The organism is Neisseria sp. P0021.S006, assembly GCF_051956895.1.
In genome coordinates this window covers 1-1,212 of sequence record NZ_JBQCWZ010000421.1, presented here as the reverse complement: position 1 = coordinate 1,212, position 1,212 = coordinate 1, and the positions used below count along the sequence as shown (strand labels likewise).

The window sequence follows — 1,212 nt, the reverse complement described above, 5'->3', positions numbered from 1 at the left end:
AGCCTGAGTTGCGTGTCGGCTATACTACTTTCTATGGCAACCAAATCGTTGATGTTCACGGCCTCAATATCGACCAAGCCCTGAAAATGGAAGACGAAATCAATAAAATCAATGGCGTACTCGAAAACGGTATTTTTGCCCGCGATGCCGCAGATGTGTTGGTTTTGGGTACGGCAGAAGGCGCAAAAGTCATCCTGCCTTGTCAGGATTAATGAAGATTAATCAATCTTAAAAGGCCGTCTGAAAGTGCATTAGGTCTTTCAGACGGCCTTCAATTTGGCAAAATATGCAAATCAGTAAAATTATAAAATGGTTGCCTGTTGTTGTATCCGTTTTGGGCGCACTTGGTTACAGTTCACGTGATACTGAGGTGATTCGTACAGGGGTAAGCGTTGCTGCAACATTGGCACAAGGCGACAATATCGGTTTAGAAAAGGTCAATGAATGGCTGGGTGAAAATGTCGTCAAAGCCACATCTGACACTAAAGCCGAAGCTAAACCCAAACCGGAACAAAAACAAAAGTCATCGCGACAATCCTACACATACAACGGAAAAATCATCAAAATCCATGATGGCGATACCATGCACATTATCGATAGCGACGGCAGGAAACACAAAATCCGCATGGCATATGTCGATGCGCCGGAAATCAACCAGGCTTATGGTACGCAATCACGAGACAATCTGATTGATGCAGCATTGCATAAAAAAGCCAAAGTCCGCGTGTTTGAAGCCGACCGCTACCAGCGCGAAGTTGCCCAAGTATCAGTCGGCACGATTGATTTGAATTTGATGCAAATACGGGATGGCGCCGCATGGCATTATGAAAGTTATGCCAAAAAACAACAAAGTAAAACCGCTTACACCGACTATTCGGCAGCACAAAAACAAGCCAAGGAAAAGCGTAAAGGCTTATGGAAAAAAGACAATCCGCAAGCACCTTGGCAATTTCGCCGTCAAAACCACGAGCAGCAGAACGGCAATAAAAAGCAGTCTGATAAACAATGGTTTGGGATTTGGTAGATTTTAAGAAAGAGGCCGTCTGAAAACTTTCAGACGGCCTTTAATCATTACGGTTTAGTATAAGACAAGAATGCGTCGGAGGTTTCTGATTAGAATGTAAGGGAAATAAATGTAAGGGAAATAAAAGTGTGATGTAATATTTTTAAGAAGGGCAGATATGAAAAAAGACACCGTTAGCTAGTGTCTTT

At 43.0% G+C, this 1,212-nt stretch carries 2 protein-coding genes; both read left to right on the top strand.

Translation table 11 applies throughout. The annotated features are described in order from the left end of the window. Nucleotides 1-212: ribose-5-phosphate isomerase A (locus ACTHUM_RS14675; RefSeq protein ID WP_440403245.1), on the top strand; the 212-nt coding region annotated here is incomplete at its 5' end. A gap of 74 nt (nt 213-286) precedes the next feature. Continuing rightward, entirely contained in the window at nt 287-1,024 is a 738-nt protein-coding gene (locus ACTHUM_RS14670) for a thermonuclease family protein (RefSeq protein WP_107792049.1), read from the top strand. The last annotated feature ends 188 nt before the right edge of the window (nt 1,025-1,212 follow it).